This is a genomic window from Streptomyces sp. NPDC053432, from assembly GCF_055585365.1.
In genome coordinates this window covers 1-25,858 of the sequence record NZ_JBVJKF010000004.1, presented here as the reverse complement: position 1 = coordinate 25,858, position 25,858 = coordinate 1, and the positions used below count along the sequence as shown (strand labels likewise).

Annotated in this window: 23 protein-coding genes; 18 read left to right on the top strand and 5 right to left on the bottom strand. The window is 72.4% G+C overall.

The annotated features are described in order from the left end of the window. The first annotated feature begins 3 nt into the window (after window positions 1-3). Together clpB and ACZ6Y1_RS08395 are read left to right on the top strand one after the other, a co-directional pair. Complete coding sequence (gene clpB / locus ACZ6Y1_RS08400; protein WP_469624952.1) at window positions 4-2,604, top strand: ATP-dependent chaperone ClpB; 2,601 nt, start codon at window positions 4-6, stop codon at window positions 2,602-2,604. A 156-nt stretch (window positions 2,605-2,760) separates the two neighbouring features. Next, on the top strand, window positions 2,761-3,300 hold the full coding sequence (locus ACZ6Y1_RS08395; RefSeq protein ID WP_469624950.1) for a type III secretion system chaperone family protein: 540 nt from the start codon (window positions 2,761-2,763) through the stop codon (window positions 3,298-3,300). Between the two features lie 4 nt (window positions 3,301-3,304). On the opposite strand, the gene ACZ6Y1_RS08390 is transcribed toward ACZ6Y1_RS08395, so the two are convergent. Both ACZ6Y1_RS08390 and ACZ6Y1_RS08385 read right to left on the bottom strand, forming a co-directional pair. Beyond that, complete coding sequence (locus ACZ6Y1_RS08390; RefSeq protein WP_469624948.1) at window positions 3,305-4,498, bottom strand: hypothetical protein; 1,194 nt, start codon at window positions 4,496-4,498, stop codon at window positions 3,305-3,307. A 173-nt stretch (window positions 4,499-4,671) separates the two neighbouring features. Continuing rightward, entirely contained in the window at window positions 4,672-5,862 is a 1,191-nt protein-coding gene (locus ACZ6Y1_RS08385) for a pyridoxal phosphate-dependent aminotransferase (RefSeq protein WP_469624946.1), read from the bottom strand. A 130-nt stretch (window positions 5,863-5,992) separates the two neighbouring features. Here ACZ6Y1_RS08385 and ACZ6Y1_RS08380 point away from each other — a divergent pair, with 130 nt between their 5' ends. The 13 genes from ACZ6Y1_RS08380 (at window position 5,993) to ACZ6Y1_RS08320 (ending at window position 19,465) form a co-directional block, all read left to right on the top strand. After that, window positions 5,993-6,256: a hypothetical protein gene (locus tag ACZ6Y1_RS08380; RefSeq protein WP_469624944.1), complete on the top strand. Its 264-nt coding sequence runs from the start codon at window positions 5,993-5,995 to the stop codon at window positions 6,254-6,256. Between the two features lie 322 nt (window positions 6,257-6,578). Further along, window positions 6,579-7,127 (top strand): DUF2617 family protein, encoded by a 549-nt coding sequence (locus ACZ6Y1_RS08375; RefSeq protein WP_469624942.1) that lies wholly within the window; start codon window positions 6,579-6,581, stop codon window positions 7,125-7,127. A 346-nt stretch (window positions 7,128-7,473) separates the two neighbouring features. Next, a complete protein-coding gene (locus ACZ6Y1_RS08370) occupies window positions 7,474-9,117 on the top strand; it encodes a polyamine aminopropyltransferase (RefSeq protein ID WP_469624940.1) in 1,644 nt (547 codons plus the stop codon). Between the two features lie 33 nt (window positions 9,118-9,150). Then, on the top strand, window positions 9,151-10,218 hold the full coding sequence (locus tag ACZ6Y1_RS08365) for an SRPBCC domain-containing protein (protein ID WP_469624938.1): 1,068 nt from the start codon (window positions 9,151-9,153) through the stop codon (window positions 10,216-10,218). Between the two features lie 37 nt (window positions 10,219-10,255). Beyond that, window positions 10,256-11,044: an aldose epimerase family protein gene (locus ACZ6Y1_RS08360; protein ID WP_469624936.1), complete on the top strand. Its 789-nt coding sequence runs from the start codon at window positions 10,256-10,258 to the stop codon at window positions 11,042-11,044. Window positions 11,045-11,065: 21 nt separating this feature from the next. Beyond that, a complete protein-coding gene (pyrE, locus tag ACZ6Y1_RS08355) occupies window positions 11,066-11,605 on the top strand; it encodes an orotate phosphoribosyltransferase (RefSeq protein WP_469624934.1) in 540 nt (179 codons plus the stop codon). Window positions 11,606-11,878: 273 nt separating this feature from the next. After that, window positions 11,879-12,901, top strand: coding sequence for a class II fructose-bisphosphate aldolase (gene fbaA / locus ACZ6Y1_RS08350; protein ID WP_469624931.1), 1,023 nt, complete (start codon window positions 11,879-11,881; stop codon window positions 12,899-12,901). A gap of 187 nt (window positions 12,902-13,088) precedes the next feature. Next, window positions 13,089-13,883 (top strand): AfsR/SARP family transcriptional regulator, encoded by a 795-nt coding sequence (locus ACZ6Y1_RS08345; RefSeq protein WP_469624929.1) that lies wholly within the window; start codon window positions 13,089-13,091, stop codon window positions 13,881-13,883. Window positions 13,884-13,969: 86 nt separating this feature from the next. Then, window positions 13,970-14,383 (top strand): DUF3151 domain-containing protein, encoded by a 414-nt coding sequence (locus ACZ6Y1_RS08340; RefSeq protein WP_469624927.1) that lies wholly within the window; start codon window positions 13,970-13,972, stop codon window positions 14,381-14,383. A gap of 160 nt (window positions 14,384-14,543) precedes the next feature. Continuing rightward, window positions 14,544-15,389 carry a tryptophan 2,3-dioxygenase family protein gene (locus ACZ6Y1_RS08335; protein WP_469624925.1) on the top strand — a complete coding sequence of 282 codons (846 nt, stop codon included), beginning with the start codon at window positions 14,544-14,546 and terminating at the stop codon, window positions 15,387-15,389. Further along, complete coding sequence (gene kynU / locus ACZ6Y1_RS08330) at window positions 15,382-16,605, top strand: kynureninase (protein ID WP_469624922.1); 1,224 nt, start codon at window positions 15,382-15,384, stop codon at window positions 16,603-16,605. The genes ACZ6Y1_RS08335 and kynU overlap by 8 nt, the downstream gene beginning before the upstream one ends. Window positions 16,606-16,776: 171 nt before the next feature. After that, a complete protein-coding gene (locus ACZ6Y1_RS08325; RefSeq protein ID WP_469624920.1) occupies window positions 16,777-17,655 on the top strand; it encodes an alpha/beta hydrolase family protein in 879 nt (292 codons plus the stop codon). Window positions 17,656-17,848: 193 nt separating this feature from the next. Next, window positions 17,849-19,465 carry a hypothetical protein gene (locus ACZ6Y1_RS08320; RefSeq protein WP_469624918.1) on the top strand — a complete coding sequence of 539 codons (1,617 nt, stop codon included), beginning with the start codon at window positions 17,849-17,851 and terminating at the stop codon, window positions 19,463-19,465. A 128-nt stretch (window positions 19,466-19,593) separates the two neighbouring features. Here ACZ6Y1_RS08320 and ACZ6Y1_RS08315 read toward each other — a convergent pair whose 3' ends face one another. Both ACZ6Y1_RS08315 and ACZ6Y1_RS08310 read right to left on the bottom strand, forming a co-directional pair. Then, on the bottom strand, window positions 19,594-20,082 hold the full coding sequence (locus ACZ6Y1_RS08315) for a carboxymuconolactone decarboxylase family protein (protein WP_469624916.1): 489 nt from the start codon (window positions 20,080-20,082) through the stop codon (window positions 19,594-19,596). 223 nt (window positions 20,083-20,305) lie between these two features. Then, window positions 20,306-21,589, bottom strand: coding sequence for an adenylosuccinate synthase (locus ACZ6Y1_RS08310; RefSeq protein ID WP_469624914.1), 1,284 nt, complete (start codon window positions 21,587-21,589; stop codon window positions 20,306-20,308). A gap of 184 nt (window positions 21,590-21,773) precedes the next feature. Here ACZ6Y1_RS08310 and ACZ6Y1_RS08305 point away from each other — a divergent pair, with 184 nt between their 5' ends. Then, window positions 21,774-22,595 (top strand): diacylglycerol kinase family protein, encoded by an 822-nt coding sequence (locus tag ACZ6Y1_RS08305; RefSeq protein WP_469625712.1) that lies wholly within the window; start codon window positions 21,774-21,776, stop codon window positions 22,593-22,595. A gap of 138 nt (window positions 22,596-22,733) precedes the next feature. Here the strand turns inward: ACZ6Y1_RS08305 and ACZ6Y1_RS08300 are convergent, their stop codons facing one another. Further along, complete coding sequence (locus tag ACZ6Y1_RS08300; protein WP_469625710.1) at window positions 22,734-23,225, bottom strand: GbsR/MarR family transcriptional regulator; 492 nt, start codon at window positions 23,223-23,225, stop codon at window positions 22,734-22,736. Between the two features lie 75 nt (window positions 23,226-23,300). On the opposite strand from ACZ6Y1_RS08300, the gene ACZ6Y1_RS08295 reads away from it, so the two are divergent. Together ACZ6Y1_RS08295 and ACZ6Y1_RS08290 are read left to right on the top strand one after the other, a co-directional pair. After that, on the top strand, window positions 23,301-24,194 hold the full coding sequence (locus ACZ6Y1_RS08295) for an ABC transporter ATP-binding protein (protein WP_469624911.1): 894 nt from the start codon (window positions 23,301-23,303) through the stop codon (window positions 24,192-24,194). After that, window positions 24,191-25,768: an ABC transporter permease gene (locus ACZ6Y1_RS08290; protein WP_469624909.1), complete on the top strand. Its 1,578-nt coding sequence runs from the start codon at window positions 24,191-24,193 to the stop codon at window positions 25,766-25,768. Before ACZ6Y1_RS08295 ends, ACZ6Y1_RS08290 begins: the two co-directional genes overlap by 4 nt. The last annotated feature ends 90 nt before the right edge of the window (window positions 25,769-25,858 follow it).

Here is a 25,858-nt window from a genome sequence, read left to right as displayed (position 1 = left end):
GCAGTGGACGCCGAGCTGACCAACAAGAGCAGGGACGCCCTGAACGCGGCCACCAGCAGGGCCGTCAAGGACGGCCACGCCGACCTGACCCCCGCACACCTGCTGCTGGCGCTGCTCGCCGGCGAGGACAACGAGAACGTCATCGACCTCCTGGTCGCCACCGACGCCGACCAGGCGGCCGTCCGGGCCGGCGCCGAACGGCTGCTCGCCGCCCTGCCCAGCGTCACGGGCTCCACCGTCGCGCCCCCGCAGCCCAGCCGCGACCTGCTCGCCGTCCTCGCCGAGGCCGACGCGGAGGCGGGCAAGCTCGGCGACGAGTACCTCTCCACCGAACACCTCCTCATCGCCGTCGCCGCCAAGGGCGGCGCGGCCGGTGAGGTCCTTTCCGCCCAGGGCGCGACGGCGAAGAAGCTGCTGGACGCGTTCCAGAACGCACGAGGAGCACGGCGGGTGACCACCCCCGACCCGGAGGGCCAGTACAAGGCCCTGGAGAAGTTCGGCACCGACTTCACGGCCGCCGCCCGCGACGGCAAGCTCGACCCCGTCATCGGCCGCGACCACGAGATCCGGCGCGTCGTCCAGGTGCTCTCGCGCCGCACCAAGAACAACCCGGTGCTCATCGGCGAGCCCGGCGTCGGCAAGACGGCCGTCGTCGAGGGCCTGGCCCAGCGCATCGTCAAGGGCGACGTCCCCGAGTCCCTCAAGAACAAGCGCCTCGTCGCCCTGGACCTCGGCGCCATGGTCGCCGGAGCCAAGTACCGCGGCGAGTTCGAGGAGCGGCTCAAGACCGTCCTCGCCGAGATCAAGTCGAGCGAGGGCCAGATCATCACCTTCATCGACGAGCTGCACACCGTCGTCGGCGCGGGCGCCGGGGGCGACTCCGCCATGGACGCGGGCAACATGCTCAAGCCCATGCTGGCCCGCGGCGAACTGCGCATGGTCGGCGCGACCACCCTCGACGAGTACCGCGAGCGCATCGAGAAGGACCCGGCGCTGGAGCGGCGCTTCCAGCAGGTGCTGGTCGCCGAGCCGTCCGTCGAGGACACGATCGCGATCCTGCGCGGGCTCAAGGGCCGCTACGAGGCCCACCACAAGGTGGTCATCAACGACAGCGCCCTCGTCGCCGCCGCGACCCTCTCCGACCGCTACATCACCTCCCGCTTCCTCCCGGACAAGGCCATCGACCTGGTCGACGAGGCCGCGTCCCGGCTGCGCATGGAGATCGACTCCTCGCCCGTGGAGATCGACGAGCTCCAGCGTTCCGTCGACCGCCTGCGGATGGAGGAGCTGGCGCTGAAGAACGAATCCGACCCGGCCTCCCGCGAACGCCTCGACAAGCTCCGCAAGGACCTCGCCGACAAGGAGGAGGAGCTGCGCGGCCTCACCGCCCGCTGGGAGAAGGAGAAGCAGTCCCTGAACCGGGTCGGCGAGCTCAAGGAGCGCCTGGACGAGCTGCGCGGGCAGGCCGAGCGGGCCCAGCGCGACGGAGACTTCGACTCCGCCTCCAAGCTGCTCTACGGGGAGATCCCCGCCCTGGAGCGCGAGCTCGCCGAGGCCACCGAGGCCGAGGAGGAGGCGTCCAAGGCCGGTCCCGGCAAGGACAGCATGGTCAAGGACGAGGTCGGCCCCGACGACATCGCGGACGTGGTCGGCGCCTGGACGGGCATCCCGGCCGGCCGTCTCCTCGAAGGGGAGACCCAGAAGCTGCTCCGCATGGAGGGCGAGCTGGGCCGCCGCCTGATCGGCCAGACCGAGGCCGTGCGGGCCGTCTCGGACGCCGTGCGCCGCACCCGCGCCGGGATCGCCGACCCGGACCGCCCGACCGGCTCCTTCCTCTTCCTCGGCCCCACCGGCGTCGGCAAGACCGAGCTGGCCAAGGCCCTCGCCGACTTCCTCTTCGACGACGAGCGGGCCATGGTCCGCATCGACATGTCGGAGTACGGCGAGAAGCACAGCGTGGCCCGCCTCGTGGGGGCCCCGCCCGGGTACGTCGGCTACGAGGAGGGCGGCCAGCTGACCGAGGCCGTGCGCAGGCGCCCGTACTCCGTCGTCCTCCTGGACGAGGTGGAGAAGGCCCACCCGGAGGTCTTCGACGTGCTGCTCCAGGTCCTCGACGACGGCCGCCTCACGGACGGCCAGGGCCGCACCGTGGACTTCCGCAACGCCATCCTGATCCTCACCTCGAACCTGGGCAGCCAGTTCCTGATGAATCCGGCCACGCCCGCGGACGAGAAGAAGAAGCAGGTCCTGGACGTGGTCAGGGCCAGCTTCAAGCCGGAGTTCCTCAACCGTCTCGACGACCTCGTGGTCTTCTCGGCCCTCAGCGAGGAGGAGCTGGCCCACATCGCCGAGCTCCAGATCGGCCGCCTCGCCAAGCGGCTGGCCGACCGCCGCCTGACCCTGGACGTCACCCCCGAGGCCCTGGCCTGGCTGGCGGACAAGGGCAACGACCCGGCGTACGGTGCCCGCCCGCTGCGCCGCCTGATCCAGACGGCGATCGGCGACCGGCTGGCGAAGGAGATCCTGGCCGGCGAGGTCCGCGACGGCGACACCGTGCGCGTGGACGTGGCGGGCGAGGGCCTGCTGGTCGGCAAGGCCTTGTGACGCCCTCCTGGCCGCCGTGACCAGGGGAGATCCGGACATCTTCACCCTTACGGCGGCCGGGTCCTGTCCGCCCTGCGCGGATCGCGCGTGCGGGGCTGGACATGGGGTGGGACGGATGGGGGAGGATGCAGGTATCCGCACGAAGGGAAGAACACGGTGAGCATCGACCCGGCCTCGATTCCGAATTTCGGAGGGCAGCAGCCCGAACCGCAGGCCTCAGGACCGGCGGGCCCCGTCGTCCCCGACCAGGATCTGGTCAAGCAGCTTCTCGACCAGATGGAGCTCAAGTACGTCGTCGACGACGAGGGTGACCTCGCGGCGCCGTGGGAGGACTTCCGCACGTACTTCATGTTCCGCGGCGAGGACGAGCAGCAGGTGTTCTCGGTGCGGACCTTCTACGACCGTCCGCACAAGATCGACGAGAAGCCGCAGCTTCTCGAGTCGATCGACGACTGGAACCGCCGCACCCTGTGGCCGAAGGTCTACAGCCACACGCACGACGACGGCTCGGTCCGTCTGATCGGTGAGGCGCAGATGCTGATCGGCACCGGCGTCAACCTGGAGCACTTCGTGTCCTCCACGGTCAGCTGGGTCCGCGCCTCCATCGAGTTCGACAAGTGGCTCGTCGAGCAGCTCGGCCTCGAGAGGGAGATCGACTCCTCCGAGGACGAGGGCGAAGGCGACGACACCAACTAGTCGGCTACAGCGGTACGCGGGCGACCAGCAGCAGGTACAGCCCGTAGCCGTAACCGAGCCCGGCCAGCACCGCGGTCACCACGATCGCGGTGCGCGGCCGGGCTCTCGCCATCACGGCGGCCATCGGCAGCAGCAGCGGGAACGCCGGCAGCAGGAACCGCGGCTTCGACTCGAAGTAGCCGGCCCCGCCGAAGGCGATGAGCAGCAGTATTCCGGTGTAGGCGAGCAGCGGCAGCGGCGTCCGGTCCAGTACGAGGAGCATCGCGAGCAGCCCCGCGACGGACAGCAGCACCACCGTCACGGTGGTCGCGAGCGGCACGTGCCCGCCGGTCAGCACCTGCTCCGCCGAGCGCAGCGCCCCGACGCCGAAGTCGAACCTCGACCCCCAGTTGCGCTGCACGGCGAAGTAGCCGCCGAGGGGATCGCCCACGCGCACCCCGACGGCCAGGACGTACGCGGCCCAGCCCGCCGGCGCCAGCAGTCCGGCCGCCCAGATCTCGGGCGCGCGGGACTTCCGTACGGCGATCGCGTGCAGCGCCGCCACGGACACCGCGGCCGCGACGGCCAGCCCCGTGGGCCGGGTCAGCCCGGCGAGCACGGCGAGGCCGGCGGCCCACAGCCAGCGGCCCCGCAGCAGGGCGTACAGGGCCCACGCGGCGAGGGCGGCCAGCAGGGCCTCGGTGTAGGCCAGGGACAGCACCACGGCGTGCGGGAGGGCCGCCCAGAGGCCCACCAGCAGCAGCCCCGCCCGGGGGCCGATGGCCAGTTCGCCGATCCTGTAGACCCCGACGGCGGCCACGGCGGCCGACACCCAGGCGATGAGGATCCCGGCGGGGACGAGCCCGCCGGGCAGCACGGATCCGAGGAGCCGTATCAGTGTCGGGTAGAGCGGGAAGAAGGCGTAGTCGCTCTGGATCAGTCCGGTGCCGGTGGCGTGGGGGCTGGGCCACATCTGGGTCCGGCCGTAGCCGTTGGCGGCGATCTTCAGGTACCAGACGGAGTCCCAGGAGACCCCGAGCACCTTCAGCGGGGATCTCCCGGCCCACCAGGAGCCGACGGCCAGGACGAGCACCCCGGCCCCGCGTACGGCGGCGAACAGGGCGAGTGCGATGAGGCTGGTCGGCGCGGCCGACCGGACGACCCTGAGCGCGCGGATCTCCAGGGGCGACGAGGTCACCGTCGCTCTGCCCGTTGCCATGTGTCCCGACTTTCGGCTCGTGGTGGTTCCGCTCACGGCGGCGTGAGTGGCTTCGGGCACGTTCGCACCGCCAGCTTCACATCGGCCTCAGCGACCTCGCAAGCACGCCCGAATGCGCCTGGTGCCGTGACCGGAAAGGTTCACCGGGTCGGCAAACCTTTCCGGTCACGGCACTAGAGCGCGCGCAGGCGGGAGACGGCCTCCTGGAGCACCTCGGTCCGCTTGCAGAAGGCCCACCGGACCTGGGTGGCCCCGGCGGCGGTGTCGTCGTAGAAGACCTGGTTGGGGATGGCGACGACCCCGCAGCGCTCGGGCAGGGCGCGGCAGAAGGCGAGGCCGTCCTTCTCGCCCAGGGGGGTGATGTCGGTGGTGATGAAGTAGGTGCCCTGCGGACGGAAGACCTCGAACCCGGCCGCCGCCAGCCCCTCGGAGAGCAGGTCGCGCTTGGCGGCCAGATCGGCGCGGAAGCCCTCGTAGTAGCTGTCGGGCAGGGCGAGGGCCTCGGCGATCGCGTACTGGAAGGGACCCGAGGAGACGTAGGTGAGGAACTGCTTCGCCGAGCGGACCGCCGTGACCAGCTCCGGGGGCGCGGTGACCCAGCCGACCTTCCAGCCGGTGAAGGAGAAGGTCTTGCCGGCCGAGGAGATGGTGACCGTGCGCTCGCGCATGCCCGGCAGACCGGCCAGCGGGGTGTGGGCGCCGTCGAAGACCAGGTGCTCGTACACCTCGTCCGTGACGACGAGGAGGTCGCGCTCCACGGCGAGGGCGGCGATCGCGGCCAGCTCCTCACCGGTCAGGACGGTGCCCGTCGGGTTGTGCGGGGTGTTGAGCAGCAGCAGGCGGGTGCGCGGTGTGACGGCGGCGCGCAGTTCGTCGAGGTCGAGCGCGAAGGTTCCGGCGTGCGGGCGCAGGGTGACGGGGACGCGGACCGCGCCGGCCATCGCGATGCAGGCCGCGTACGAGTCGTAGTACGGCTCCAGGGCGACGACCTCGTCGCCCGGTTCCAGGAGGGCCAGGAGGGCGGCGGCGATGGCCTCGGTGGCCCCCGCGGTGACCAGCACCTCGGCGTCGGGGTCGTAGGACAGGCCGTAGAAGCGCTGCTGGTGGGCGGCGATCGCGGTGCGCAGCTCGGGGATGCCGGGGCCGGGCGGGTACTGGTTGCCGAGCCCCGTGAGGACCGCGCGGGAGGCCGCCTCGGCGATGGCCGCCGGGCCGTCGGTGTCGGGGAAGCCCTGGCCCAGGTTGATCGAACCGGTGCGGGCGGCCAGTGCCGACATCTCCGCGAAGATCGTGGTGCCGAAGGCCGCGAGGCGGCGGTTCAGGAAGGGGCGGTCGCTGCTCACGGGTGCGCTCATGGGCGCCATCCTGGGGGCAACCTCTGGACTTGCTCAAGTGTGCTTTGGGCCGCGCGGCCCGGGGGCATCCCCCCTGCACGCGGGACGCGGGGATCCCGCTCCCCGGGAGGACCGGGGCGTGCGAGAGGAGGTGACCACCATGGCGATCGCCCTTGTGGTCGGCCTTGTCGTCTTCGTCTTCATCTTCGTCGTCGTCGTGGGCGTCCGGTCGTTCATGAAGGGGTACTCGGGCTCAGGCTCCGGGTCCCGGTCGGGTTCGGGCGGCAGCAGCAACAGCTGGTGGGCGGGGGGCGGCTCCGGTTCCTCCTCCTGCGGCTCCTCCTCTTCCTGCGGGTCGTCCTCCTCCTGCGGATCGTCGTCCTCGTGCGGCGGCGGAGGCGGAGGGTGCGGCGGTTCCAGCTGACACGGGGCAGCGGGGCACCGCGGTGTTGAGGGCGTCCGGCGGTCCGGAGACCGCCGGGCGCCCTCTCGTCCGCCACCGCACCGCGACGCGCTGGAGGGGGCCGGTTGAACACCTGAACTGTGGAGCCCCCGGGGGGATGTAAACCCCGTCAAGTTGGGTAAAAACGCTGTGAGTGCCGTGCATTTCATGATTCCCTCGGTTGAGTAGACCAGTCCTCGGACCTACCTGGACTTCCTGTGGATCCGTGCCGGTGTCCCCCCACCCGTTGACGACCGCTGGCGGATCCCGGCCCATCTCCCTCGCGCGTTTGCGGAGCCGACTCATGCTCACGACCCTCCAGACCTCCTACACCGACACGCGTGCCGCCGATCTCGCCTGGGCCCTGGGACGGGACCGGCTGCCCGCCCTGGCCGTACTGAACCTCGAACTGGCGGATGCCAAAGTGGAGTTGCGTCTGCTCGGGGCCTCCCACCAGGTGCTCCTGGAGGAGGGTGAGGTGCTCTGCTCGGAGACGGTCGCCTGCATGCCCGGCAGCAGCACGCCGCTGCCGCTCGGCGTGGCGAAGCGGGTGGGCGACTGGGAGTACGAGTTCGCCGCGCGGGTCGAGACCCTCTCCCGCGGCTCCTTCGCGGGGCGGGCCCAGGAACTGCTCGCACTGGTGGCGGATCACCCGAACGGGCTCGCGGGAACCTTCCCGGGCAGCCCGCACGCCTTCACCGCCATGCTCGCGCAGCGCTGGGAGGGTCAAGTGCGGTGGCGCACCTGGCACGCGTACCCGCAGGAGGGTCAACTGGTGGCCACCCGTACGCGCGTCGGCGTGCGCATGGGCGCCCCGGCGCCCGCCCCCGCGGAATCCCCGGCCCTGCTCTAGTGCTCTGGCCGGAAACGTTCACCGGCTCACGACGCCCGGCACGGTACCTCGCCGCGTTGTCGGGCCACGCAAGTACGTCCAGTACGAGCCGTGACCCTCCGCCTTGCGATGCACCGCACCGGACGCCGCGAACCGGCAAACCTTTCCGGCCAGAGCACTAGGGGGTGCGGCGGGAGTGCGTGCCGGGCGCCGTGGGCGCCGTGCGGGACTTTCGCGACACCCTCTGGGTCCGCCCTCCGGGGCGCGGGCGCCCGCGCCGCGGCTACGCCAACCGGGTGGATCAGTACGCCGGTTGCACCCATGTGGGTGACCGGGTGTGGGTGGGTGGTGACGTACGGTTCGCTTCATGATCGACCGTTCCGTCCCGCGCCGGGTGCTCCCGGCGCCCGAGCCGAGGGGCGCGTCGGCCGTCCCGTCCGCCCTGCCCGTGCGGCCCCGGACCGGCCGACTCCTCGTCCTGGCCACCGTGTTCGTGTGCGCCGCCTGCGGGCTCGTGTACGAACTGGAGCTGCTCGCCCTCGGCTCCTACCTCATCGGCGACTCCGTCACGCAGGCGTCGGTCGTGCTGTCCGTCATGGTCTTCGCCATGGGCGTCGGCTCGCTGCTCGCCAAACGGCTCCGCCACCGCCCGGCCCTCGGCTTCGGCGCCATCGAGGCCGCGCTCGCGCTGCTCGGCGGGCTCTCGGCCATGGCTCTGTACGCGTGTTTCGCCTGGCTGGGGGAGTCCAGGCCGGCGCTCGTCGCCTTCTCCTTCGCCATCGGGGTGCTCATCGGCGCGGAGATCCCGCTGCTGATGGTCCTCATCCAGCGCATCCGCAGACAGGACGCGGGCGGGGCCGTCGCCGACCTGTTCGCCGCCGACTACGTGGGCGCCCTCGTCGGCGGGCTGGCGTTCCCCTTCCTGCTGCTGCCGCTGCTCGGGCAGCTCACCGGCGCCATGCTCACCGGGACCGTCAACGCGGTGGTCGGCGGTGTCCTGGTGCTGTGGCTGTTCCGCCAGGACCTGAGCCGGCGCTCCCGCTGGCTGCTGATCGCCGTGAACGTGACCGTCCTCGCCGTGCTCGCCTCCGCGACCGTCCTCGCCGGGGACTTCGAGCGGATCGCGCGGCGCGCCGTCTACGGCGCGGAGGTCCGGGTCGCCGTCCAGACCGGGGTGCAGGAACTGGTCCTCACCGGCCCCGCGACCGGCTCACCGCGCTCCCTCGACCTCTACCTCGACGGGCGGCTGCGGGTCAGCGGCTACGACGAGTACCGCTACCACGAGGCCCTGGTGCACCCCGCGATGACCGGCCCGCACCGCCGCGTCCTGGTCCTGGGCGGCGGCGACGGGCTCGCCGCGCGCGAGGTGCTGCGCTACCGGGACGTCGACTCCGTCACCGTCGTCGAGCTCGACGCGGGCGTGGTCCGCCTCGCCCGCACCGACCCCATGCTCTCCGCGCTCAACGCGGGGGTCTACGAGGACCCGCGCCTGGGCGTCGTCACCCAGGACGCCTTCCGCTGGCTGCGGGGACCGGCCGCCGAGGACCGCTTCGACGTCATCGTCTCCGACCTCCCCGACCCGGGCATCACGCCCAGTACGAAGCTCTACTCGCAGGAGTTCTACGGGCTGGCCGCGCGGGCCCTGCGCCCCGGCGGCCGGATCGCCGTGCACGCCGGACCGATGGTCACCCGGCCGCAGGCGTACTGGACCGTCGAGTCGACGCTGCGCGCGGCGGGACTGCGCACCGCGCCGTACAGCGCCGGGGGCCGTCTCTCGGGCTTCGCCGCCGGGCCCGACCGCACCCCGCTCGGCGTGATCGGGACACCGCCGCAGGACTGGGGCTTCGTACTCGCCGCCCGCGACGCTGCGCCGGCCCTGCGCGTGGACCGCGACACGCCGGGGCTGCGGTCGCTGTCGACGCTCTCCCTGCAGGACTCCGCGCGCGACGCGGAGCGGACCAGGGTGCCGGGACTGCCGCCGTCGACCCTTCCGCATCCGCGCTATTCGTGACCGTGAGCGGGTCTCGTCGGTAGGCTCGACCGCATGGAGCATCAGGTGTTCGTTCCGGTACCCGCAGATGATCTCCGCGCCGTGCTGCGCGACCCGGCCCGGGTGGCCCGGTGCGTTCCGGGGCTCCAGCAGGACGCCGACACCGCGGCCGGGCCGCTCGCGGGCCGCCTCAGGATCCGGGTCGACGGGCACACCGTGACGTACCGCGGTGCGCTGTCCCTGGCCGAGCGGGACCCGGACCACTTCGTCCTCGAAGGCGAGGGCGCCGAGGTGCGGGGCAGCGGCACGGTCAAGCTCACCCTGGGAATGACGCTGACCCCGGAGGGCGAGGGGACCCGGCTGGGCTTCACCGCCGAGGCCACCGCCGACGGCCGCGCGGCCTCCTTCACCCCGGAGTCCGCGACCGCGGCCGTACGCCGCCTCCTGGACCGGACCGCCGCCGGCCTCGCCGCCTTCGAGGCCGCGCCCGAGTCGGTGAGCGAGCTGCCGCCCGAGTCCGTGACCGGGCTGCCGCCCGAGTCCGTGACCGGGCTGCCGCCCGGCAGCGTCACCGCTGACCTGGACGACGCCGGGGTCTCGGACCCCGTGGCCGAAGCCGAGGCAGCCGAAGCGGACTCCGCGGCCCCCGCCGCCGACCGGCCAGCGCCGGGCGCGGCCGGGGACGCCCTGCCCGGTACCGCCGACCCGGCCCCTTCCGGCGAAGCCGAGCCCGGCCCGGCCGGGGAGGACCTGCCGGGCGCGGCTCACTCCGCCGAGCCCGACGCGGCCGACTGGACCGGGCTCGGCGCAGCCGACCCGGCCGCCGAACCGGCCGAGCTGCCGCCGTCCTCGATCGACCCCTTCCTCGCCGGGGAGTTCGACGGGCTCGACGGACTCGACGGCGGCCCCCGGCCCCCGGCCGAGGCCGCGCACGCGCGGCGGACGATGATCGGACGGAGCGCCGAGGAGGTCGACCACGCGCCGCCTCGCGGCCGGTACGCCCCGGTGCCCGCGCCGGCCGCCACCACCGCCGGGGCGGGCCTGCGCTGGATCGCGCCGGCCGCCGCCCTCGCCCTGGCTTCGGCCGTGGTCCTCGGGCGGGCGCTGCGCCGCCGCCGCTGAGGGGGGCCGGCCCCGGACACCCCCTAATCTCGGTCGCATGACTACGCAACTGAAGGCCGGCGGCGCCGAACTGACCGTCGACCAGGAGAACGGCTGCCGGATCAGCAGTCTGCGCATCGACGGGACCGAGCTGCTGCGCCAGGGTCCGCACTACGGGGCCTTCCCCATGGTCCCGTGGTGCGGCCGGATCGAGAACGGTCAGTTCCGCGACGGCGCCACCCTCCACCAGATGCCGGTCAACCACCCCCCGCACGCCCTCCACGGCTTCGCCCGTGACGCGCCCTGGCGCCGGGCCCGTGCCACCGCGACCGAGGCGGCGTTCACGTACGACCTCACCGACCCGTGGCCCTACCCGGGCAGGGTCACCCAGATCGTCGAGCTCTCCGAGGACTCGCTGACCCTCACCATGGGCGTCGAGACGTACGAGGACTCCTTTCCGGCCCAGGCCGGCTGGCACCCCTGGTTCCTGCGCCGCCTCACGCCCGGCGGCGGGGACGCACAGGTCTGGTTCGAGGCCGCCTGGCAGGAGGAGCGCGGCGCCGACCACCTCCCCAACGGCCACCGCATCGAGCCCCAGCCGGGCCCCTGGGACGACTGCTTCGGCATGCCGGACGGGGTCGACGTCACCCTCACCTGGCCCGGGGAGCTGGAACTGCGGGTCACGAGCCGGGCCGAATGGGTGGTCGTCTACGACGAGCAGCCCGAGGCCGTCTGCGTGGAGCCGCAGTCCGGCCCGCCGAACGGTCTGAACACGCTGCCGCGCCTGGTCACCCCGGTGGATCCGCTGGAGATCTCCACGACGTGGACCTGGCGGCGGCTCTCCTAGCGCGCAATTAAGCTCGGGACCATGACTGACGTACGCGATGCGCTTCTGCAGCAGATCAAGGACAAGGCCGTCGTGCACGGCAAGGTGATCCTCTCCTCCGGCCGTGAGGCCGACTACTACATCGACCTCCGCCGGGTCACCCTCGACGGCGAGGCGGCCCCCATGGTCGGTCAGGTCATGCTCGACCTGACCGCCGATCTCGACTTCGACTGCGTCGGCGGTCTGACCCTGGGCGCCGACCCGGTCGCGACCTCGATGCTGCACGCCTCCGCCGCGCGCGGTCAGCGCCTGGACGCCTTCGTCGTCCGCAAGGCGCAGAAGGCCCACGGCATGCAGCGCCGCATCGAGGGCACCGACGTCAAGGGCAAGCGCTGCCTGGTGGTCGAGGACACCTCGACCACCGGCGGCTCCCCGCTGACCGCCGTCGAGGCCGTCCGCGAGGCCGGCGGCGAGGTCGTGGCCGTCGCCACGATCGTCGACCGGGGTGCGGCCGACGCCATCGCCGAAGCGGGCCTGCAGTACCTCACCGGCTACCGCCTCGGGGACCTCGGCCTCTCCTGACGCGATGATCGTCAGCGTGCCGGTACCGGGCGTCCGGTGCTCCGGGGCGACTCGTGACCAAGGTCCCGAGATGTCCTGATCATGGCCTTGACCTGCTCTTTCCCCGGAGGCCGGGATGTTTCACGTGAAACGTCCCGGCCGGCCGTGTCCGTACCGGGACGCAGGTGGGCTGGACGGCCGCGCCGAGTCTGGAAAGATAGGCGCGACGATGACGTCGCCCCCAGGTCAGGGCCGTAATAAGCACACTCCCCGCACATCCCAAGGAGCGGACAGATGCCCATCGCAACCCCCGAGGTCTACAACGAGATGCTCGACCGGGCGAAGGCAGGCAAGTTCGCCTACCCGGCCATCAACGTGACCTCCTCCCAGACCCTGCACGCTGCCCTGCGCGGCTTCGCGGAGGCCGAGAGCGACGGCATCATCCAGATCTCCACCGGTGGTGCCGAGTTCCTGGGTGGCCAGCACAACAAGGACATGGTCACCGGCGCCGTGGCCCTGGCCGAGTTCGCCCACATCGTGGCCGCCAAGTACGACATCACGGTCGCGCTGCACACGGACCACTGCCCCAAGGACAAGCTGGACGGCTACGTCCGCCCGCTGCTCGACATCTCCGCCGAGCGCGTCGCCCAGGGCCGGGACCCGCTCTTCCAGTCGCACATGTGGGACGGCTCCGCCGAGACCCTGGCCGACAACCTGGCCATCGGCCAGGAGCTGCTCGCCAAGGCCGCCGCCGCGAAGATCATCCTTGAGGTCGAGATCACCCCGACCGGTGGCGAGGAGGACGGCGTCAGCCACGAGATCAACGACGAGCTGTACACCACCGTCGAGGACGCGATCCGCACCGCCGAGGCGCTCGGCCTGGGTGAGAAGGGCCGCTACCTGCTGGCCGCCTCCTTCGGCAACGTGCACGGCGTCTACAAGCCGGGCAACGTCGTCCTGCGCCCCGAGCTCCTGAAGGACCTCCAGGCCGGTGTCGCGGAGAAGTTCGGCAAGGCCTCGCCGTTCGACTTCGTCTTCCACGGCGGTTCGGGCTCCACGGCCGAGGAGATCGCCACCGCGCTGGAGAACGGCGTCGTGAAGATGAACCTGGACACCGACACCCAGTACGCCTTCACCCGCCCGGTCGTGGACCACATGTTCACCAACTACGCCGGCGTCCTGAAGGTCGACGGCGAGGTCGGCACCAAGTCCAAGTACGACCCGCGCACCTGGGGCAAGGCCGCCGAGGCGGGCATGGCCGCGCGCGTCGCCGAGGCCTGCGCGAACCTGCGCTCCACCGGTACCCGCCTGAAGTAGTACTCCTCGGGCACCAGCACTCCGAAGGGCCCGGCCCCGTCCCACGACGGCGGCCGGGCCCGCCGGTTTTTGGCGGGAACTCCCTTGTCGGGGGCCGGTGATGGCCGGAAACAAAAACCTCGATATTCTTTTTTCGAGTTGAGTCGAGTCCGTGCCGACGCGGACTCCGCCTGCCTGGGAGAAGAATGTGGACATTGACGTGCTCGGAGGGCTGGACGTTCTCGAGGACGGGGTGCCCGTCACCCCTGCCACACCGTCCGAGCGGCAGGTCCTCGCCGTTCTGGCCGCGTACGCCGACCAGGTCGTGCCGGCCGCCGTACTCGCCGAGGAGCTCCGGGCGTTAGTGCCACGGGAGCGGACCCGTCCGGAGCTGCGGGACGCCGTGCACCGGCTGCGGGAGCGGCTGGCCGCGGCCCTCGCCCCGTGCGGCGACCGTACGGCGGGCACCGTGCTCGTACGGACGGCCGGCGGCTACCGCCTCGACACCGGCGGCGGCCGCCTCGACGTACGGGAGTTCGCCCGCGAGGTGGATGCGGGGCATCTCGCGCTGGCCCGCGGGGAGTACACGGCGGCGGCCGCCAGGCTGCGGGGCGCGCTGCGCCTCTGGAAGGGCCCCGCCTTCGACGGGGTGACCCCCGGACCCCGCCTCACCGAGCGCATACGGGAGCTGGAGTTGACCCGGAAGACCGCTGCGGAGGGCTGGGTGGAGGCGCAGTTGGCGCTCGGCAGGCTGCGCGGTTCCTCCGGCGGGGCGGAGGAACCGGCCCCGGCGTTCGGCGAACCGCGCGAGGGCCGGCCCGGGCCACTGTCAGGACTCCGGCCGCAGCCCCGGCAGTTCGCGCCGGTCGTCGCGGGGGACCTCGGATGGAACCGGAGGCGCCCGGCCCGCGCGTCGGTTCGTACGGCGGCGCCCGTGGCCGCCCCCGACCACGGCGGAATCCGCCTCGCCGCCTGCCGGATGCGGCGCGCGCACACGCGCTGATCCCGCGCGGTAGCCGGTGCGCGGTCCGCGCCGTCACCCGGGTGGGGCGGATGCCGTCGGGGCGGGGGGCCCGGCAGACTGGGGGCATGTCCATTCACCAGAACCTGCTCGGGGGCCCCGCCCCCACCCACCTCCCCGACGAGCCGGGCCGGGAGGCCATCGCGGCCGGCACGCCCGCCGTCGAGGTGGCCGCCGCACACCCCACCTCCTCCCTCGCCTGGGCGGTCCTGGCCGACGAGGCCTTCGAGGCCGGCCGCACCGTCGAGTCGTACGCGTACGCCCGTACGGGCTACCACCGCGGCCTGGACGCCCTGCGCCGGGCCGGCTGGAAGGGCCACGGCCCGGTGCCGTGGGAGCACGAGCCGAACCGGGGCTTCCTGCGCGCCCTGTACGCGCTGTCCCGTGCGGCCGAGGCGATCGGCGAGAAGGAGGAGTTCGAGCGCTGCTCGACCTTCCTTCGGGACTCCTCCCCGACGGCGGCGGACCTCCTTACGGCCTGAGACCGCACGTGTGACGTGGCACGGGACGGTGTGACCTGTGCCACTCACCGCTGGAGCCCCGCCCCGGCCGTGTCTTACGATGCGGGCAGGGGACCGGGGCTCCACTTGCCTCACGGAAGGAGCGGACCGCTACCCGGAAGCACGTGTCGAGGAGACAGCGATGTCGAACACCCTTGATGCCTCCGGAGCCGGTTCGGACACCCCGAACCTCGACTTCGACGGCACGACCCCGTACGAGGACTACGTCCAGGCGGACGTCCTCACCCACCTCCAGCACCTCCGGTCGGACGATCCGGGCGAGATGGTCTTCCTGGTCACGACCCAGGTCATGGAGCTGTGGTTCACGGTCATCGTCCACGAATGGGAGACGGCCGCCCGCGCGCTCGGCGAGGACCGGATCCCCGTCGCGATGGACGCGCTGAAACGATCCCTCCGCGAGCTGGAGGCCCTCAACCACTCCTGGCGTCCGCTCGCCCAGCTCACCCCGGGCCAGTTCAACGCCTACCGGGCCGCGCTCGGCGAGGGTTCCGGTTTCCAGTCGGCGATGTACCGGCGCATGGAATTCCTGCTCGGCGAGAAGTCCTCCTCCATGCTCGTCCCGCACCGCGGCGCCCCGCGCGTCCACGCGGAGCTGGAGAAGGCCCTGCACGAGCCCAGCCTCTACGACGAGGTGCTGCGCCTGCTGGCCCGCCGCGGGCTCCCGGTCCCGGCGGAGGTCCTGAGCCGCGACCTCTCCCTGCGCTACGAGGCCTCGCCCGGGGTCGAAGCCGTCTGGACGGGCCTGTACGCCGCCCCGGAGGAGCACCCGGACCTGCACCGCCTCGGCGAGGTCCTCACGGACGTGGCCGAACTGGTCTGGCGCTGGCGCAACGACCACCTGGTCGCGACCCGCCGCGCGATGGGCGCGAAGACGGGCACGGGCGGCTCCGCCGGCGTCACCTGGCTGGAGAAGCGCGCGACGAAGAACGTCTTCCCCGAGCTCTGGACGGCCCGCAGCCATGTCTGACGAGACCCTCATAGCCGCCGCCCCCGCCTCCCCCGACCTGTCGGGCCGGGCCGCCGCCCTGGACGCCGCCGACGAACTCGCCAAGCTCAAGGAGCGCTTCGTCCTGCCCGACGGAGTCGTCTACCTCGACGGCAACAGCCTGGGCGCGCTCCCCGCCGGGGTCACCGGCCGGCTCGCCGACGTCGCCTCCCGCGAGTGGGGCGAACTCCTCATCCGCTCGTGGGACGAGAGCGAGTGGTGGACCGCCCCGGAGCGGATCGGCGACAGGATCGCCCCCCTCATCGGCGCCGCCCCCGGCCAGGTCGTCGTCGGCGACTCGACCAGCGTGAACCTGTTCAAGGCCCTCGTCGGCGCCGCCCGCCTCGCGCTGCCGGGCCGGACGAAACTGCTGGTGGACGCCACCACCTTCCCCACGGACGGCTACATCGCCGCGTCCGCGGCCCGGATGACCGGCCTCACCGTCGTCCCCGTGGAACCGGGCCGGGCGGCGGAGGCGGTGGACGGCGACACCGCCGTCGTCCTCCTGAACCACGTCGACTACCGCTCCGGCCGCCTCCACGACCTGCCCGCCCTCACCGCCGCCGCCCGCGCGGCCGGGGCGATCACGGTCTGGGACCTGTGCCACTCGGCCGGCGCGCTCCCCGTGGGCCTCGACACCCACGCCGTCGACCTGGCCGTGGGCTGCACGTACAAGTACCTCAACGGCGGCCCCGGCTCGCCCGCGTACCTGTACATCGCCGCCCGCCACCAGGCCGGCTTCGACTCCCCGCTGCCCGGCTGGAACGGCCACGCGGACCCCTTCGCGATGACCCCGGACTACCGCCCGGCGGACGGCGCCCGCCGCGGCCGCGTCGGCACCCCGGACATCCTGTCGATGCTGGCCCTGGAGTCGGCTCTCGACGCCTGGGACGGGGTCTCGGTGGAGGCCGTACGGGCCAAGTCCCTCGCGCTGACCGACTTCTTCCTCGAATGCGTGGCGGCGTACGTCCCACGCGGCATGGTCGAACCGGTCACCCCGGCGGACCACGCCGAGCGCGGCAGCCAGGTGTCGCTGCGCACGGGGAACGCCCGCGAGGTCATGGGCGAGCTCATCTCCCGGGGCGTGATCGGCGACTTCAGGGCCCCCGACGTCCTGCGCTTCGGTTTCACTCCGCTCTACGTCGGTTTCGCCGACGCCGAGCGCGCCGCGCGCACGCTGGGTCACATTTTCGGGTGACCCGGTAGCGAAACGTCACGGCGCGGGGCGGGCGGGGCTACGGCTCCGCCCGCCCCTCCGCATTCCGGACCCTGCACGGAACGCCGTGTTCCAGACTGATACGGTCCCGCTCTGCCGGACCACCGGAACATCTGTCCCCGCTGTCCCACGCGTTACCGAGAGGTTGAGCCGATGACGGACCCCGCCGCCGTGGAACGGGACGCCGCCGAGGCCGCCTCGGCCTTCTCCCATCCGGCCGTCGCGCCGGACGCGACGGCCGCGTACGGGGAACACCCGGACCAGGTCGTGGACTTCTACGTCCCGCGCGGTGCGGGAGCGGGCCCGGCCCCGCTGGTGGTGCTCCTGCACGGCGGGGCGTGGCGGGCTCCGTACGACCGTCACCACGTCACCCCGCTCGCGGACTTCCTGGCCCGGCAGGGTTTCGCCGTCGCCAATGTCGAGTACCGGCGCGGGAGTTCCCTGCCGCACCAGGACGCCGGGGGGCCGGTCGCCGGTCGCTGGCCGGAGACCTTCGACGACGTGGCCGCCGCGATGGACGCCCTCCCGGGTCTCGCGGCGGCGGCCCTCCCGCAGGCCGACGTCCGCCGGACGGTCGTCACCGGCCACTCCGCGGGCGGCCACCTCGCGCTGTGGGCCGCCGCCCGGCACGTGCTCCCGTCCGGCTCCCCGTGGCGGCTGCCCTCCCCGCCGGAACTGCGCGGCGTGGTGGCGCTGGCCCCGATCGCGGACTTCACCGTGGCGGAGGAGCTGGGGGTGTGCGGCGGGGCCTCGGCCCAGCTGCTCGGCGGCGATCCGCACTTCACGGCCCGCCTGCCGTACGCGGACCCGGCGGCGCTGCTGCCGACGGGCATCGCCACGGCGGTGGTGCAGGGGCGGGAGGACATCGTGGTCCCGGCCGCGGTGGCGGAGTCGTACGTGGCGGCGGCCGCGAAGGCGGGGGAGATGGTGGGGCTGACCCTCCTGGACGGGATCGGCCACTTCCCACTGATCGACCCGGCGGCGGACGCGTGCGCGGTGGTGGCGGAGGAGATCTCGCAGCTGGCGTGGTAGGGGCGGGTCCGCCAGGACAGTTCCGTCAGGGGGGAAACCCATGACAACGGCCGCACCGGGGCTGTGTACGCTGAGCACGCTCACGCTCTGATCGCGTTCAAAAACGAACCACATAGGGGGGCCGGTGCGTAGTCGCCGTCTCGTAATGTCCGCCGCCGCAATCGTCGCGGCCGGTGTTGGTCTCATCCCGTCCGTGGCCCAGGCCGCGGACCCGGTCAAGCACGACGGCCGCGGCATATCCGCTCCTGACGTCGACCTGACCAAGGTCGCGAAGTCGAGCAACGTACAGAAGTTCAGCAGCCCGGCCAAGAACTCGGTCCGCCACGCCCTGCCGACCGCCGATGCCAAGGGTGCGACCGCCCTGCAGGCCGAGGGTGCCACCGTGGCCAACCCGAACCTGGCGGCGGTCCTCAGCGCGGAGACCATCTCGGCGCACGGCATCCGCCTCGGCACCGAGATCATCAGCGAGACCACCCCGCTGAAGGTCACCATCGACTGGGGCGACGGCAAGGTCGACACCTTCGACGCCCCGGGCGCGGGCCAGCACGCCAACGAGCACGTCTACGCGGAGCTCGGCGAGTACAACGTCAAGATCACCCTGACGGACATCAACAACGCGGCCGATGTCGTCAACGAGCTGCCGGTCGCGACCGCGGGCTCGGACTTCACCCCGTACGCCCCGACCCGTCTCCTGGACACCCGCGACGGCACCGGCGCCCCGAAGGGCAAGGTCGCCGCGCGCGGCACCACCCGCGTGAAGATCGCCGGCAACGGGGACATCCCGGCCGGGGTCACCGCGGTCGCCCTGAACGTCACCGTCACCAACACGCTCGGCGGCGGCTTCATCACGGCCTTCCCCGAGGGCGGCAAGCAGCCCACCTCGTCGAACGTCAACTTCGCCGCCGGTCAGTCCGTCCCGAACCTGGTGATCGTGCCGGTCGGCAAGAACGGCTACGTCGACCTGTTCAACGGCGGCTGGGAGTCGGTCGACCTGATCGCCGACGTCACCGGCTACTTCACCAGGTCCGCGTCCAGCGGCTACACGCCGATGACGCCGGCCCGCTTCGTCGACACCCGTGAGGGCCTCGGCACGGCCAAGGGCCAGCTCGCCGGACGCGGGTCCTTCACCACCCAGATCAGCGGCCTGAAGACGGTGCCCCAGGGCATCAAGGCGGTGGCGCTGAACGTGACGGTTACCGACCCCAAGCAGTCCGGTCACCTCTCCGTCTACCCGGGCGGCGGGTCGGTCCCGGTCTCGTCCAACCTGAACTTCACCGCCGGCCAGACGATCGCCAACTCGGTGATCGTGCCCGTCTCCGCCGACGGCAAGATCAGCGTCTTCAACGGCGCCTGGGCCCCCACCGACGTCGTCGTCGACGTCGTCGGTTACTACAGCCCGGACAGCACCGGCGCGTTCATGCCGCTCGACCCGCAGCGCCTGTTCGACACCCGTGAGCCGGGCACCCCGTTCTCCGGTGCGCTGGCGGGCCGCGACTGGATCCCGACGGTGATGTCCGACGACGCCCCGAACATCTCGGGCTTCGTGCTGAACACCACGGTGACCAACACCAACGGGAACGGCTACCTCACGGTCTCCCCGGACACGAACTCGGTCGACGACTACAACAACGGCACGTGGACGAAGCCGGTCCCGCCGAACTCCTCGAACCTGAACTGGACGAAGGGCGCCACCGTCCCGAACCTGGTCCAGGCGAGCACCGGTGACCACGGCATCATCGACTTCTGGAACCAGGGCTGGGACAAGACGGACCTCATCGTCGACGTCTTCGGCTTCTACGACACGAAGTAACACCGGACGGCTCCGGGCTCCGGGCTCCGGGCACACCCTTCAGAACCCGCAGGGGCGGCACGCACACGCGTGCCGCCCCTGCGGCGTCCCGGGCGGCGTCCCGGGCGGCTCCCTGAGCGGCCCCGGGCTCAGTCCCACTGCTCGTCGGCCAGCGAGGTGACCGGCTGCGGCTTGCCGATGACCGCGAGGGCTATGAAGAAGTTGATCTGACCGATCGCGATGGTGAGGGTGGCCAGCGCCTTCTCGTCGTAGTGCTGGGCCACCTCCGCGTACAGCTCGTCCGTGACCCGCTCCCTGCCGTGAGGGGCGGGCTGGAGGGTGGCCTCGACCAGGGCGAGCGCGGCCCGCTCGGCGTCGTCGAAGTACGGGGCGTCCTGCCAGGAGGAGACGGCGGTGATGCGCTCCTCGGACTCGCCGGCCTTGCGCAGGAAGGCGGTGTTCAGGACGGTCAGGTAGGTGTTGCCGACGATCTGCCCGGCGCGCAGGTGGACGAGGCTCATCGTGGTGCGCGGCACGGAGCGGTTGCCCGTGGCCCGGAAGAGGGCCGCGCTGATGTCGGCGAGCTCGGGGACGAATGCGCCGGGGTTCGGCATCCGCGAGATGTGGGTCTTCGTCATGGCTGCTGCTCTCCTCCTGGCCGCCGCTCTGGCGTCCACGCAGCACTGACCCCTCGGACCGCGGGAGTGTGACAGGGATCCGGCAGAAGATTTCCGGTGATCTTCGGTCGGCTTCCCCGCGGTCCTCGGGTGATCGCCCTGACCTGGGAACCCGCGAACACGCCGGCGGGGGCGGGCGCGCGGTGTGCGCGGCCCGCCCCCGCCGGGGTGGTGACGTCGTCGCCTAGAGGAACGAGTTGATCTCGATCGTCTCGGTGCGGCCCGGGCCGACGCCGATCGCGGAGATCGGGGCGCCGGACATCTCCTCCAGGGCCTTCACGTACGCCTGCGCGTTCTTCGGCAGGTCGGAGAACGTCTTGGCCTTGGTGATGTCCTCGGACCAGCCGGGGAGGTTCTCGTAGATCGGCTTCGCGTGGTGGAAGTCCGTCTGCGAGTACGGGAGCTCCTCGACGCGCTTGCCGTCGATCTCGTACGCGACGCAGACCGGGATCTCCTCCCAGCCGGTCAGGACGTCCAGCTTGGTGAGGAAGAAGTCCGTCAGGCCGTTGACGCGGGTCGCGTAGCGCGCGATCGGGGCGTCGAACCAGCCGCAGCGGCGGTCGCGGCCGGTGGTCACGCCGCGCTCGCCGCCGATGCGGCGCAGGTCCTCGCCGTCCTGGTCGAACAGCTCGGTCGGGAACGGGCCGGCGCCGACGCGGGTCGTGTAGGCCTTCAGGATGCCGATGACGCGGCTGATCTTCGTCGGGCCGACACCGGTACCGGTGCAGGCGCCGCCCGCGGTCGGGTTCGAGGAGGTGACGAAGGGGTACGTGCCGTGGTCGACGTCGAGCAGCGTGCCCTGGCCGCCCTCGAAGAGCACGACCTTGTCCTCGTCCAGCGCGTTGTTGAGGATCAGGGTGGTGTCTGCGACGTACGGCTTGATCTGCTCCGCGTACTGGAGCATCTCCTCGACGATCGCGGCGGACTCGATGGCGCGGCGGTTGTACAGCTTCGCGAGGAGCTGGTTCTTGCCCTCCAGCGCCGCTTCGACCTTCTGCGTGAGGATCGACTCGTCGTAGAGGTCCTGGACGCGGATGCCGATGCGGTTGATCTTGTCCGCGTACGTCGGGCCGATGCCGCGGCCGGTGGTGCCGATCTTGCGCTTGCCGAGGAAGCGCTCGCCGACCTTGTCGAGGGTGACGTTGTACGGCGTGATCAGGTGCGCGTTGCCGCTGATGAGCAGCTTGGAGGTGTCGATGCCGCGGTCGTTCAGGCCGCGCAGCTCGGAGAGCAGGACGGCCGGGTCGACGACGACGCCGTTACCGATGACCGGGGTGCATCCGGGGGAGAGGATGCCGGAAGGGAGAAGGTGCAGCGCGTACTTCTGGTCGCCGACGACGACCGTGTGGCCGGCGTTGTTGCCGCCCTGGTAGCGCACTACATAGTCAACGGATCCACCGAGCAGGTCGGTGGCCTTTCCCTTGCCCTCGTCACCCCACTGAGCTCCGAGCAGCACAAGAGCGGGCACAGGCGTACACCTCTTCCGGATGGGGCATGTCCAAGGTCAGGGGGCGTACGACGATGTACACCGCAGGCTGAGCCGTCGGACCGGTACCCCGGAATAGACGAAGGCCCTGGCGCAATAGCGCAAGGGCCTCTTGCACAAAGATGCTACCCGAGGAAGGACCGAGGTGTCGGCTCCAGAGCCCACCATGAGCCACGCGGGCGCGCCGGTCGGCGGCCTGCTCGTGCTCGTCGACCCGGTCGCCCGCCGTCTTGACGGCGAGTCCGTGCGGATCGCGAAAGATGTGTTGTCAGCGGGCGCGGCGGCGAAGATCTGCCTCCCCGACTCCCGGGAGGAGTTTGCGCGGGCTCTTGCCCGCCGGGGTCAAAGGCGGCTGGTGATCGTGGGCGACGACCAGGCTCTCGTGCGGGCCGTGGGGCTGTTGCACCGGGAGCGGGCGTTGTCGGGCGGGGCGGTTTCGCTGATCCCCGTGGGGGCCGTGGGGTCCCTGGTGCTGGCGGGATCGCTCGGGGTGCCGCTTTCGGCCGTTTCCGCGGCGCGGGCGGTCCTGGACGGTGTGGTCCGGGTCTGCGACCTGCTGGTCGACGACAGCGACGGGGTGGTCCTGGGCGACCTGCGGATCGCCTCGCCCGAGCGGTCGGGGGCGCGCCCGGCGGCCCCGTCGGTGTGGAACGCGTACCGCTCGCTCGTACGCACCCTGGTGCGGCCGCCCTCGGGCGGGGGGCTGCGGGTGGAGGCGGACGGGGTGCTGCTGGCGGACCTGGACGAGCCGGTGCTCGACGTGTCGGTGGCGGCCCGGGAGGGCCTGGCGGAGGTGGTGGTCCGGGCCGGCCCGGGCTCCGGCGCGGGCGGGACGGGCGGGCCGCGGGTGGCCCGGGTGCGGTCGGTGACGGTGTCGGGGCCGGACTTCCGCTACCGCGCGGACCAGGCGGTCACCGGCCCGGTCAGGCGCCGTACGTGGACGCTGCGGCCGGGCGCGTGGCGACTGACGGTGCCGCGCCAGCGGTGAGGCAGCCGCGTGGTGGCCGGGGCCCGGGGTTGGGGGCCGGGCCAGGGCCGGAGCCCGTCGTCCGTGGTCCGGGGCGCGGGGTCCCGGGCCCGTGGTCCGGGGTTCGGGGTACCCGGCCCGGGGTTCGGGGTCCCGGGGTCAGGGGTTCGGGTGCAGGGTGGCGCGGTGGGTGCGCCAGCGGTCCATCAGGCCGAGCAGTTCCCTCTGCATGAACTCGAAGAACTCTGCCGTCTCCGCCACCCGCGCCCCCGCCGGGGATTCGGGGCCCAGGCTCGCCGCGCCCTCGCGCAGGGTCTTCTCCCACAGGGTCAGGACCTGGTCGCGCCGGGTGAAGGTCTCGTACCAGAGCTCGTCGTGCAGCACGTACCGGTCCCGGCGGGAGCCCGGCTCGCGCTCGCGGCTGACCATGTTGACCTGGGTCAGGTAGGAGACGGCCCCCGACACCGCCGCCGGGCTGATCCGCAGCGCCTCGCCCAGCTCGGCCGAGGTCATCGCGCCGCCGTCGCTCGCCAGCAGCTGCGCGAAGACGCGCGCGGCCATCCGCTGCATGCCCGCGTCGGTCAGCTGCGCGGCGAACCGCTCCACGAAGCGGGTGACCGCTTCCTCGTCCCGTGCCGCCGGTACCGCCATCTCTTCCGCCACCCTCCAAACTTTATACGATTCCTTAGATTCACAATTTTGTGAAAGTAGCGTACGTTCGGAAGCATGACGAAGGCCATCAGGGTCGCCGGACTCCGCAAAGCGTTCGGCCGCACCCACGCACTGGACGGACTCGACCTCTCGGTCACCACCGGCGAGGTCCACGGCTTCCTCGGCCCCAACGGTGCCGGCAAGTCCACCACCATCCGGGTCCTGCTGGGCCTGCTGCGCGCCGATTCCGGCACCGCCGAACTCCTCGGCGGTGACCCCTGGGCGGACGCCGTCGCCCTGCACCGCCGCGTCGCCTACGTCCCCGGGGACGTCACCCTGTGGCGCAACCTCTCCGGCGGCGAGGTCATCGACCTCTACGGACGCCTCCGCGGCGGCCTCGACCGGGCACGCCGCACGGAGCTCACCGAGCGGTTCGAGCTCGACCCCACGAAGAAGGGGCGCACCTACTCCAAGGGCAACCGGCAGAAGGTCGCCCTCGTCGCCGCCTTCTCCTCCGACGCCGAACTGCTCATCCTCGACGAGCCCACCTCCGGCCTCGACCCGCTCATGGAGGAGGTCTTCCAGGGCTGCGTCGCCGAGGCGCGCGCCGCCGGGCGCACGATCCTGCTCAGCTCGCACCTGCTCAGCGAGGTGGAGGCGCTGTGCGACCGGGTCAGCATCATCCGCAGGGGCCGCACGGTGGAGACCGGCAGCCTCGCCGACATGCGCCACCTCACCCGTACGTCGATCAGTGCCGAACTCGCCGGCCCGCCGAACGGCCTCGCGCACCTGCCGGGCGTCCACGACGTCGAGGTGCGCGGGCTGAAGGTCCGCCTCCAGGCCGACACCGACAAGCTGGACGCCGTACTGCGGTCCCTGGCCGCCTCCGGGGTCCGGTCACTGACCTCGACGCCGCCCACCCTCGAAGAGCTCTTCCTGCGGCACTACACGGAAGAGGCGGCGCGATGAAGGGCGGCCGGCTGGCGGGCACCGGAACCCTGCTGGGGCTCGCCCTGCGCCGCGACCGCGTGATGATGCCGGTCTGGGTCCTCGGCACCACGCTGCTGGTGGCGAGCATGCCCGGAGCGCTGGGCAGCGTGTACTCCACCGCCGCCGAACGTGCCGCGGCCGCCGCCTCGATGAACGCCAACAGCTCGATGCGCGCCCTGTACGGGCCCGTCTTCAGCGACTCCCTCGGCGGCCTGACCGCCTGGCGCGCCGGTGTCTACGGTGCGGTCCTCGCGGCCGCCATGAGCCTGGTCATCGTCGTCCGGCACACCCGCGAGGAGGAGGAGACGGGCCGTCAGGAGCTGCTCTCCGCCGCCATGGTGGGGCGACGGGCCCCGCTGACCGCGGCCCTGCTCGCCGCACTCGTCGCCAACACCTGCGTGGCCCTGCTCGTCACGCTCGCCCTCGCCGGACAGGGCGTGAGCGGTGCCCTCGCCCTCGGGGCGGCCCTCGCCGGCGCCGGGATGCTCTTCGGGGCCACGGCGGCCGTCGCCGCCCAGCTGACCGGGAGCGCCCGCGCGGCGAAGGGGCTCGCGGCCGCCGTGCTGGGCGCCGCGTTCGTGCTGAAGGCGGCGGGCGACGCGGGTACGGCCGGCGGGACCTCGCCGCTGACCTGGCTCTCACCGCTCGGCTGGGTGGAGAACGTACGGGCCTTCGCCCCGACCCGCTGGTGGGTGCTCGCGCTGCTCGCCGGCGCCGCCGTGGCGCAGGCGGGCGCGGCCTACGTCCTGACGGGCCGGCGGGACCTGGGCATGGGCTTCCTCGCGGCGCGGCCCGGACCGGCCGAGGGACGGCTGGGCACGGCGGGCGCGCTGGCGTGGCGGCTCCAGCGTGGCAGCGTCATCGGCTGGAGCGCGGCCTTCCTCGTCGCCGGGGTCGTCTTCGGCGGGATGGCGGACGGCGCGGCCGACCTGGTCGGCGGCAACGAGAAGACCCGGGAGATCATCGAGCGGATGGGCGGGCAGAGCGGGCTCACCGACGCCTTCCTCGCCACGATGGCCGGCATGTTCGGGCTGGTCGGCGCCCTGTACATCGTCTCCTCGGTGCTGCGTCTGAGCGGCGAGGAGTCGGCGCAGCGCGCCGAACCGCTGCTGGCGAACGCGGTCGGCCGGCTGCGCTGGGCCGGCGGCCACCTGGCCGTGGCCTTCGGCGGGTCGGCGCTGATCCTGCTGCTGGCGGGGCTCGGTCTGGGCATCGGGCACGGGCAGGGCCTGCCCGGGGCGGTCGGCGCCACCCTCGCGCAGCTCCCCGCGGTCTGGGTGATCGGGGCGCTCGCGGCGCTGCTCCACGGCGCGGCACCCCAGTACGCCGTCGCCGCCTGGGCGGTCGCCGGGACCGCGCTCGCGCTGGGCTGGATCGGTCCCGCGCTGGATCTGCCGCAGTCCGTCCTGGACCTCTCGCCTTTCGCCCACCTGCCGAAACTCCCGGGCGCCCAGTCGCTGTCCTGGCCCCCGCTGCTGACCCTGACGGCCCTGGCCGTCGCGCTGACCGCCGCCGGCCTCGCCGCCCTGCGCCGCCGCGACCTCGTGTCCTAGACGAGTAAGTCCGAAGTCTTCGCGCGCATGAAGCGAGGGTCTCGTTGGTTCGTGTGTGACGACAAACCTGGAGACCCTCGCGACTGCACT

Excerpts from the sequence above, each read along its gene's own strand:
- ACZ6Y1_RS08390 (WP_469624948.1), bottom strand. The coding sequence starts at position 4,498 with ATGGCAACGGGCAGAGCGACGGTGACCTCGTCGCCCCTGGAGATCCGC.
- ACZ6Y1_RS08385 (WP_469624946.1), bottom strand. The coding sequence starts at position 5,862 with ATGGCGCCCATGAGCGCACCCGTGAGCAGCGACCGCCCCTTCCTGAAC.
- ACZ6Y1_RS08380 (WP_469624944.1), top strand. The coding sequence starts at position 5,993 with ATGGCGATCGCCCTTGTGGTCGGCCTTGTCGTCTTCGTCTTCATCTTC.
- ACZ6Y1_RS08375 (WP_469624942.1), top strand. The coding sequence starts at position 6,579 with ATGCTCACGACCCTCCAGACCTCCTACACCGACACGCGTGCCGCCGAT.
- ACZ6Y1_RS08370 (WP_469624940.1), top strand. The coding sequence starts at position 7,474 with ATGATCGACCGTTCCGTCCCGCGCCGGGTGCTCCCGGCGCCCGAGCCG.
- ACZ6Y1_RS08365 (WP_469624938.1), top strand. The coding sequence starts at position 9,151 with ATGGAGCATCAGGTGTTCGTTCCGGTACCCGCAGATGATCTCCGCGCC.
- ACZ6Y1_RS08360 (WP_469624936.1), top strand. The coding sequence starts at position 10,256 with ATGACTACGCAACTGAAGGCCGGCGGCGCCGAACTGACCGTCGACCAG.
- pyrE (WP_469624934.1), top strand. The coding sequence starts at position 11,066 with ATGACTGACGTACGCGATGCGCTTCTGCAGCAGATCAAGGACAAGGCC.
- fbaA (WP_469624931.1), top strand. The coding sequence starts at position 11,879 with ATGCCCATCGCAACCCCCGAGGTCTACAACGAGATGCTCGACCGGGCG.
- ACZ6Y1_RS08340 (WP_469624927.1), top strand. The coding sequence starts at position 13,970 with ATGTCCATTCACCAGAACCTGCTCGGGGGCCCCGCCCCCACCCACCTC.
- ACZ6Y1_RS08335 (WP_469624925.1), top strand. The coding sequence starts at position 14,544 with ATGTCGAACACCCTTGATGCCTCCGGAGCCGGTTCGGACACCCCGAAC.
- kynU (WP_469624922.1), top strand. The coding sequence starts at position 15,382 with ATGTCTGACGAGACCCTCATAGCCGCCGCCCCCGCCTCCCCCGACCTG.
- ACZ6Y1_RS08325 (WP_469624920.1), top strand. The coding sequence starts at position 16,777 with ATGACGGACCCCGCCGCCGTGGAACGGGACGCCGCCGAGGCCGCCTCG.
- ACZ6Y1_RS08315 (WP_469624916.1), bottom strand. The coding sequence starts at position 20,082 with ATGACGAAGACCCACATCTCGCGGATGCCGAACCCCGGCGCATTCGTC.
- ACZ6Y1_RS08305 (WP_469625712.1), top strand. The coding sequence starts at position 21,774 with ATGAGCCACGCGGGCGCGCCGGTCGGCGGCCTGCTCGTGCTCGTCGAC.
- ACZ6Y1_RS08300 (WP_469625710.1), bottom strand. The coding sequence starts at position 23,225 with ATGGCGGTACCGGCGGCACGGGACGAGGAAGCGGTCACCCGCTTCGTG.
- ACZ6Y1_RS08295 (WP_469624911.1), top strand. The coding sequence starts at position 23,301 with ATGACGAAGGCCATCAGGGTCGCCGGACTCCGCAAAGCGTTCGGCCGC.
- ACZ6Y1_RS08290 (WP_469624909.1), top strand. The coding sequence starts at position 24,191 with ATGAAGGGCGGCCGGCTGGCGGGCACCGGAACCCTGCTGGGGCTCGCC.